The organism is Streptococcus sp. 1171_SSPC (assembly GCF_001069335.1).
Classification (GTDB): Bacteria; Bacillota; Bacilli; order Lactobacillales; family Streptococcaceae; genus Streptococcus; species Streptococcus xiaochunlingii.
Map to the genome: position 1 here is coordinate 151,868 of NZ_JWAK01000017.1, position 7,166 is coordinate 159,033.

Here is a 7,166-nt window from a genome sequence, read left to right on the forward strand (position 1 = left end):
CTACTTCCCTTCTGCTTCAAACCGTTCTTTCACCTGCATGACATCCTTGTCTCCACGACCAGATAGACAGATGATAAGAGTTTGGTCCGGAGTCATTTTTGCTGCGACTTTTTGCGCTAGAGCGATAGCATGACTGGACTCCAATGCTGGAATGATCCCCTCCAAACGAGAGAGCAACTTAAATCCTTCGAGGGCTTCTTCATCCGTGATGGAATCATAGGTAGCCCGGCCAATTTCATTGAAATAACAATGCTCTGGCCCCACACCAGGATAATCCAATCCAGCAGAGATAGAGAAAGCCTCCATGATCTGTCCATGGGCATCTTGAAGCACTTCCATCAAGGCTCCGTGAAGGATTCCTGGACGACCTTTGGCAAAGGTCGCTGCGTGTTTGTCCGTATCCAAACCAAGACCAGAGGCTTCTGCTCCGTACATGCCTACAGATTCGTCTTCTACAAAGGGGTAGAACATGCCAATGGCATTGGAACCTCCACCGATACAAGCTAGCACCGCGTCAGGAAGTTTTCCACCCGAGACTTCAGCAAACTGACGTTTGGCTTCCTTACCAATCACGGATTGAAAATCTCGGACAATCTCTGGGAAGGGAGCTGGTCCAAGGGCAGATCCCATGATGTAGTGGGTATCATCAATCCCAGCTACCCATGCACGAAGGGCCGCATTGACCGCATCTTTCAGCACGCGCGATCCATCTGTCACACTATGGACTTTTGCTCCCAAGAGTTCCATCCGAAAGACATTGAGGGCTTGGCGTTTGACATCTTCTTCTCCCATGTAGATGGTACACTCCATCTCAAAGAGTGCTGCTGCCGTCGCTGTTGCAACTCCGTGTTGACCAGCTCCTGTCTCCGCGATGATCTTCTTCTTGCCCATCCGTTTAGCCAGCAAGACCTGACCAAGAGCATTGTTAATCTTGTGGGCCCCTGTATGGTTGAGGTCTTCCCGTTTCAGATAGATTTGTGCTCCACCGATGTGCTTGGAGAGGCTTTTTGCATGGTAAAGTGGAGTCTCCCGCCCTACATAATTCTTGAGCAAGTCATCCAATTCCGCTTGAAAGCTTGGATCTGCTTTGGCTTCTCGGTATGCCTTATCCAGTTCGATCACAGCTGTCATCAGGGTTTCTGGGACAAACTGGCCCCCAAATTTTCCATAAAACCCTTTTTCATCCGGTAGTTGATAGTTCATGCTTTCGCTCCTTCTATAAATGCTTTTATCTTTTCTATATCTTTGTGTCCGTCTGTTTCGACCCCCGAAGAGACATCCAAGGCATAGGGCTGAAAGGTCTCTCGAGCTTGGCGAACATTGTCCACTGTCAAGCCCCCTGCAATAAAGAAGTCCTGCCTGATCTTCTGATCTTTCAGCAAGTTCCAATCAAAGGTTTGCCCACTCCCAGCTACTGGAGCATCAAAGAGCAGATAATCTGCCTGACTTGACATTTGGGCTTCCTGATTACTGAGCTGGATTGCTCGAATGACGGGAACTGAAATCTTTGGTATCAGAGCTTCATCAAAATTTCCATGAATCTGAACAATGTCTAAGGGAACCTGAGAAATGGCTTGCTCCAAGTCCTCTAGACTGGGTGAGACAAAGACTCCGACAATTTTGGTCGGACCAGTCACCAGTCTCGCCAATTCGTGGGCTTGCTCCAGACTGACTTGCCGCTTACTCTTAGCGAATACAAAGCCGATATAGTCCGCTCCTGCTAGGACAGCCGTCTCCACGGCTTCCGCTGTAGACAGGCCGCATATTTTAACCTTTGTCAATTTGTAACTCCTTGACCTTTTCTGCTACATCTCCTGCTGTCATGAGGGCAGTCCCTACCAAGATTCCATTGAAGTAGGGAGCGACTAGAGCTGCATCTGCCCCATTAAAAATAGCGGACTCCGATATATAAACCGGCTGATCTTTGAAATGTATGGACAATTCAAGACTGGTATTCAGATCCGTCTCAAAGGTGACCAGGTTCCGGTTGTTGACCCCAATGATGTCCGCCCCAATCCGATGGGCGATTTCGAGCTCAGGTAAGTTATGGGTCTCTACAAGCACTTCCAAACCAAGCCCTGTCGCAAAGTCATAGAGTTCTTTGAGCCGTGCTTCTGGCAATGCTGCGACAATCAAGAGAATAACCGTCGCTCCAGCATTGCGAGAGCGAACAATTTGCTTCTCATCAATGATAAAGTCCTTGGCCAAGGTTGGAATTGACACCTGGGAAGAAATCTCACGAAGGTAGTCTAGATCTCCCTTGAAAAAGACTTGGTCCGTCAGGACTGAGATCATGGTTGCCCCGTTTTCTTCATAGGTCTTGGCTTGGGCGACAATATCCACATCCAAGTTAATATCCCCCATACTAGGGCTGGCTTTCTTCACCTCAGCAATGATCTGCAAGTGCTCTTGATGGCTCTTGAGAAAATCATAGAGACGATAGGTTTGACGAAGAGGCTGGAGGTCTTCCATGACCAGTTGCGCCACTTCTTTTTCTTTTTGTTCTAGGATTGTCGGTAGAAAGGCTTTACTCATACTTGAACCTCTTGTAAGTGTTGCAATTTAGCAAGGGCAGAACCATCTGCAATCAATTGACGCGCAAGCTCCACACCTTCTTTGATGCTTGCCACTTTTCCATTGGCATAAAAGCCAAGACCAGCATTGAGAACTGTCGTTTCCAGATAAGGGCTAGCCTCATTCTTCAAGACACTGAGAAGAATTTCAGCATTTTCCTTGGCATCGCCACCAGTTATTTCAGACAGCTCCACCTTGTCCATCCCCAGATCTTCATAGGTAAAGGTATGCTGGCTGATCTTGCCGTCTTCTAGGAGAGTATAGGTATTGGTTCCATAAAGAGCTGCTTCGTCCATATTGTCAGGACCAGTGATGACGACGGCACGTTTGCGTCCCAGTTGCTGGATGGCACGCGCGACAAGCTCTTGCAACTCGACACGATAAAGCCCCATGAGTTGGGTTTCTAGATCTAATGGATTGGCAAGAGGACCGACCAGGTTCATAATGGTTGGAATCCCCATCGCTTGACGAGCAGGGCCAATGAAGCGCATAGCCGGATGCATGGTTTGCGCAAAGATAAAGGCCAAGCCAACCTCGTCCAAGGCTTTAGAGAGGGTCTCTGGTGAGGCAGCCACGTTGATACCCAGCGCTTCTAGGACATCTGCAGAGCCTGACTTAGAAGAAACAGAGCGATTGCCGGCCTTAGCCATGCGGATCCCTCCAGCAGCCAAAACGAAGCAAACGGTCGTCGAAATGTTAAAGCTATAGGATTGGTCACCACCAGTCCCACAGTTACACATGGCATCTGAGAAGGTCTCTGGCAATATCGTCGCATGGGCCTTTAAGGCGCGTACAATTCCAGTAATTTCGTCTGCTGTTTCTCCCTTGGTTTTGAGTCCCATCAAAAAGGCAGCGATTTGACTTTCTGATAGTTGGTTTTGCAAGATTTGATCAAAGACTTCTTGGACCTGCTCTTGCGTCAAGTCTTGGCGATTAGAGATTTGTAAGAATAATTCTTTCATAAAGGTTTCCTCTTGTCTTTTCTACACGATTCAATTGAAATTTTATCTGCTTGGAACTGCTGGTCTAGTCTAGGACCAGCTTCACAAAATTTTCGATCATTTTTAGACCATCTGGACTGCCGATACTCTCAGGATGATACTGAAGTCCGTAGATGGGCAGGCTCTTGTGTTGAATGGCCATGATTTCTTGGTCGTCCGTGGTAATGGCCGTAACTTCAAATTCTTCTGGCATTTGGTCAACGACGATAGAATGGTAACGCATGATGGGTACATCATTCTCAATATCTTTGAAAATGGGAGATGGCGTTTCAAAGGTAATCTGGCTTTGTTTGCCATGCATGACATTCTTAGCCAAGCGCAACTTGCCACCAAAGGTCTCCGCCAGGGCTTGATGCCCCAAGCAAATCCCCAACATAGGTTTCTTACCTGCAAAGTCCTTGATCATGGCTTCCATTTTCCCAGCATCTGCTGGCCAGCCTGGACCTGGGGAGAAGACGAGGCCATCTGCCACTTCCGCCTGCCCATACAAGCGCTCATCATCATTTCGCAAGACTTCGACCTCTGTAAAAGTTCCCAAGTATTGGGCCAAATTATAGGTGAAGGAATCGTAATTATCCACTAATAAAATCATTGAACATCTCCTATTCTTGTCATCGATTTTGCCTTGTTAATCGTCTCGTAAAATTCATTCTCCGGAACACTGTCATAGACAATCCCTGCTCCTGCCTGGACATAGGCCTTTTGATTCTTGAGGATCATGGTTCGGATAGCAATGGCAAAGTCCATGTCCCCTGTCGCGGAGAGGTAGCCGATCGCACCCGCATAGACCCCACGTTTTTCCTGTTCCAACTCATAGATCCGACGCATGGCCCGAATCTTAGGAGCTCCAGAGACTGTTCCCGCTGGTAGTGTAGCCTTAAGGGCATCCAGGGCTGTTAGGTGAGGAAGGAGTTGCCCCTTGACCACACTGGTCAGGTGCATGACATAGCGGAAATACTCCACTTCCATATACTTGGTCACTTCGACCGTCCCATTTTGGGCGATTTTCCCAATATCATTGCGTCCCAGATCCACCAGCATGCGGTGTTCAGCTGTCTCCTTGATATCGTGGAGGAGTTCATGAGCCAGGGCTTGGTCCTCTTCTTCCGTCGCTCCACGAGGTCGCGTTCCTGCGATCGGATTAGTGGTCACCTCTCCCTTTTTCACCGATACCAGACTTTCAGGACTGGCTCCAATGATCTGGTAGTCGCCAAAGTCATAGAAATAAAGATAGTTGGATGGATTGGTCACGCGCAAATTCCGGTAATAATCCAAGGGATCACCTTCAAAATCTGCTGAGAAGCGTTGACTGAGGACACATTGGAACATATCACCTTCACGGATCAGTTTCTTGGCCTTATCCACCATTTCCATAAAGACTTCCTTCTCGATATGGTTGGTGAAGTGGAGGGCCTGCAAGGCCTGAGGGGTGAACTCGTTGGGCGCTTGGGTTTGCAGATCGGTCACCACTTGCCCCAGTGATTGGCGGACCGCATCATTGCTTCGACCAGAGTAGATATTGTCTTCCACCACATAGACTTTTTCCTTCTTGTGATCAAAAATCAAATAGGACTCGTAGATGAAGAAATGCATATCTGGCGTTCCGATAGTATCCTGAGGAATGGATCCAATCTCTTCATAGACTCCGATCATATCGTAGCCTGCAAAACCGATGGCCCCACCGGCGAAAGGAAGATCAGACGTCAGCCCCTTTACCGTTACCTGGTGGAGGTAGTCAAAAGGATCTTGCTCCAGCACCTTGCCATTCTCATACAGGATGCCATCCTGATAGGTCACCTCAAATACTGGATTGTAGGCCACGATAGAAAAGCGGGCATTCTCCTTCTCACGCGGGATCGACTCAAGGATGACCTTATGGTCACCTTGGACACGCATGTAGGCTAGAATGGGGGTTAAGGTATCAGCTGGTAAAATTTTTTTCATAGGAATTCCTTTCTTTTCCTAGGGATAAAGCGATGCAAGTCCTGGTCCAAGCACATCCAATACTCTTCGAAGTTAGCAAGCTGACCAACTTCAACAGAATAAAAAAACCTCACAGAGTAACACTCTGTGAGGGCATTAAATCGGGTTTAACACGGTACCACCTCAGTTAATGGTCAAAAGGGTAGAAAGCGACCATTATCTCTATCTCCTCTAACAAGGAGTTGCACGATAAGGGGTGCCTACCGAGAAGAATATGTGTTATCCTCTCCTACTCTAAACAATCAGCCCAATGTTCACTAATCCCGACTACCTGCTCACAATACCCGCAGGCTCCCTGAAAATCTTAGACTAGCTACTTTCTGATTTACTACATATTCTACTACATTTTTTGGGGATGTCAAGAATTTTTTGACAGTTTATCCTAAAAAATCTACCCAGTCAACTTGACCAGGCAGATTTAATCTTTTTTTAACCTTGAAAATGAAGCTTATTTCACCAAGTCGCTCTTGATATAGGCATCGACCATACGCTCTGTCGCCACGACAGAATCCACGTGGGTCCGCTCATAAGAGTGGCTAGACTCGATCCCTGCTCCGAGAAGACCATGCTTGACTTCTGCACCTGCGCTCATGGCTGCAGAGGCATCCGAGCCATAGAAAGGATAGATATCCAGTTTGTAAGGGATGTTCTGCTCCTTGGCCAAGGCCACCAAGTGCTGGCGGAAACCATAGTGGTAAGGTCCAGAAGCATCTTTGACACAGATAGAAACCGTGTACTCGTCTGTCTGCTGGTCATCTCCCATGGCCCCCATGTCCACTGCCAAATATTCAACCGCTTGAGCTGGGATGCTGGAGTTAGCCCCATACCCCACTTCTTCAAAGACAGAAAAGGCAAAGTGAGTCGTCACTGGTAGGGTCACGCCTTCTTCCTTGTAGACGCGTAGGAGATTGAGCAAGATAGCAGCGCTGACCTTGTCATCCAGATGACGAGACTTGATAAAGCCAGTATCTGTGACAATGGTCCGAGCATCAAAGCTGATAAAGTCTCCGACTTCGATCCCCAAGTCACGCGTTTCTTTCTCATTGGTCACTTTTTCGTCCAAGCGCACTTCCATATTGTCCTGGGTCCGCTCTACAGTTCCCGCATCCTTGTAGACGTGGCAAGAGGTTTGGTGGACAAGGATAGTACCCGAATGTGTCTTTCCTGTATTGGCAACATGGACCGTACAGTTTTCCCCTTCGATCATGTTCCAAGGGAAGCCCCCGATGCGATCCAGTTTGAGACGGCCATCTGGTTTCACTGCACGGACAATTGCTCCCAAAGTATCCACATGGGCCGTTATGTAGCGGTGTTGCTCGTCATTCTCACCCTTGAGGACGACGGTTACGCCTCCTTTAGCTGTCCGAACAGGGCTGTAGCCCATGTCTGTCAAGGTCTTGACCAAGTAAGCTGCTACTTCTTCTGTAAAGCCTGTCGGTGATGCGATGGCTGTGAGTTCTTTTAGATATTCAACTGTTTGATTCATGAATTTCTCCTTCAATAATCTGCTAGTACGATTATAGCACGACTGCCCCTAAAAGACTAGCTCCGACAGAAAGCAAAAAGAGGCTGGGACAAAAGTCCTAGCCTCTCAATTGTCTTTGGATT

At 47.9% G+C, this 7,166-nt stretch carries 7 protein-coding genes; all 7 read right to left on the reverse strand.

Annotation, left to right across the window (positions count from 1 at the left end; all coding sequences use genetic code 11):
• The 7 genes from trpB to ADF75_RS03655 all read right to left on the reverse strand — a co-directional run bounded on the left by trpB (position 1) and on the right by ADF75_RS03655 (position 7,044).
• Positions 1-1,203 (reverse strand): tryptophan synthase subunit beta, encoded by a 1,203-nt coding sequence (trpB, locus tag ADF75_RS03625; protein WP_048789166.1) that lies wholly within the window; start codon positions 1,201-1,203, stop codon positions 1-3.
• Positions 1,200-1,781, reverse strand: coding sequence for a phosphoribosylanthranilate isomerase (locus ADF75_RS03630; RefSeq protein WP_048789167.1), 582 nt, complete (start codon positions 1,779-1,781; stop codon positions 1,200-1,202). The genes trpB and ADF75_RS03630 overlap by 4 nt, the downstream gene beginning before the upstream one ends.
• A complete protein-coding gene (trpC, locus tag ADF75_RS03635; RefSeq protein WP_048789168.1) occupies positions 1,768-2,535 on the reverse strand; it encodes an indole-3-glycerol phosphate synthase TrpC in 768 nt (255 codons plus the stop codon). The genes ADF75_RS03630 and trpC overlap by 14 nt, the downstream gene beginning before the upstream one ends.
• Positions 2,532-3,536: an anthranilate phosphoribosyltransferase gene (gene trpD / locus ADF75_RS03640; protein WP_048789169.1), complete on the reverse strand. Its 1,005-nt coding sequence runs from the start codon at positions 3,534-3,536 to the stop codon at positions 2,532-2,534. The genes trpC and trpD overlap by 4 nt, the downstream gene beginning before the upstream one ends.
• Before the next feature lie 64 nt (positions 3,537-3,600).
• The gene (locus ADF75_RS03645) at positions 3,601-4,167 is read right to left on the reverse strand and encodes an aminodeoxychorismate/anthranilate synthase component II (RefSeq protein WP_048789170.1); all 567 of its coding nucleotides are present in this window, start codon (positions 4,165-4,167) and stop codon (positions 3,601-3,603) included.
• Positions 4,164-5,519 (reverse strand): anthranilate synthase component I, encoded by a 1,356-nt coding sequence (gene trpE / locus ADF75_RS03650; RefSeq protein WP_048789171.1) that lies wholly within the window; start codon positions 5,517-5,519, stop codon positions 4,164-4,166. The genes ADF75_RS03645 and trpE overlap by 4 nt, the downstream gene beginning before the upstream one ends.
• Positions 5,520-6,006: 487 nt before the next feature.
• Entirely contained in the window at positions 6,007-7,044 is a 1,038-nt protein-coding gene (locus ADF75_RS03655; protein ID WP_048789172.1) for a M42 family metallopeptidase, read from the reverse strand.
• Between the last annotated feature and the right edge of the window lie 122 nt (positions 7,045-7,166).

Bases quoted from the DNA above. Each gene is read 5' to 3' on its own strand.
- trpB (WP_048789166.1), bottom strand. From the start codon at position 1,203: ATGAACTATCAACTACCGGATGAAAAAGGGTTTTATGGAAAATTTGGG.
- trpE (WP_048789171.1), bottom strand. From the start codon at position 5,519: ATGAAAAAAATTTTACCAGCTGATACCTTAACCCCCATTCTAGCCTAC.
- ADF75_RS03655 (WP_048789172.1), bottom strand. From the start codon at position 7,044: ATGAATCAAACAGTTGAATATCTAAAAGAACTCACAGCCATCGCATCA.
- trpD (WP_048789169.1), bottom strand. From the start codon at position 3,536: ATGAAAGAATTATTCTTACAAATCTCTAATCGCCAAGACTTGACGCAA.
- trpC (WP_048789168.1), bottom strand. From the start codon at position 2,535: ATGAGTAAAGCCTTTCTACCGACAATCCTAGAACAAAAAGAAAAAGAA.
- ADF75_RS03645 (WP_048789170.1), bottom strand. From the start codon at position 4,167: ATGATTTTATTAGTGGATAATTACGATTCCTTCACCTATAATTTGGCC.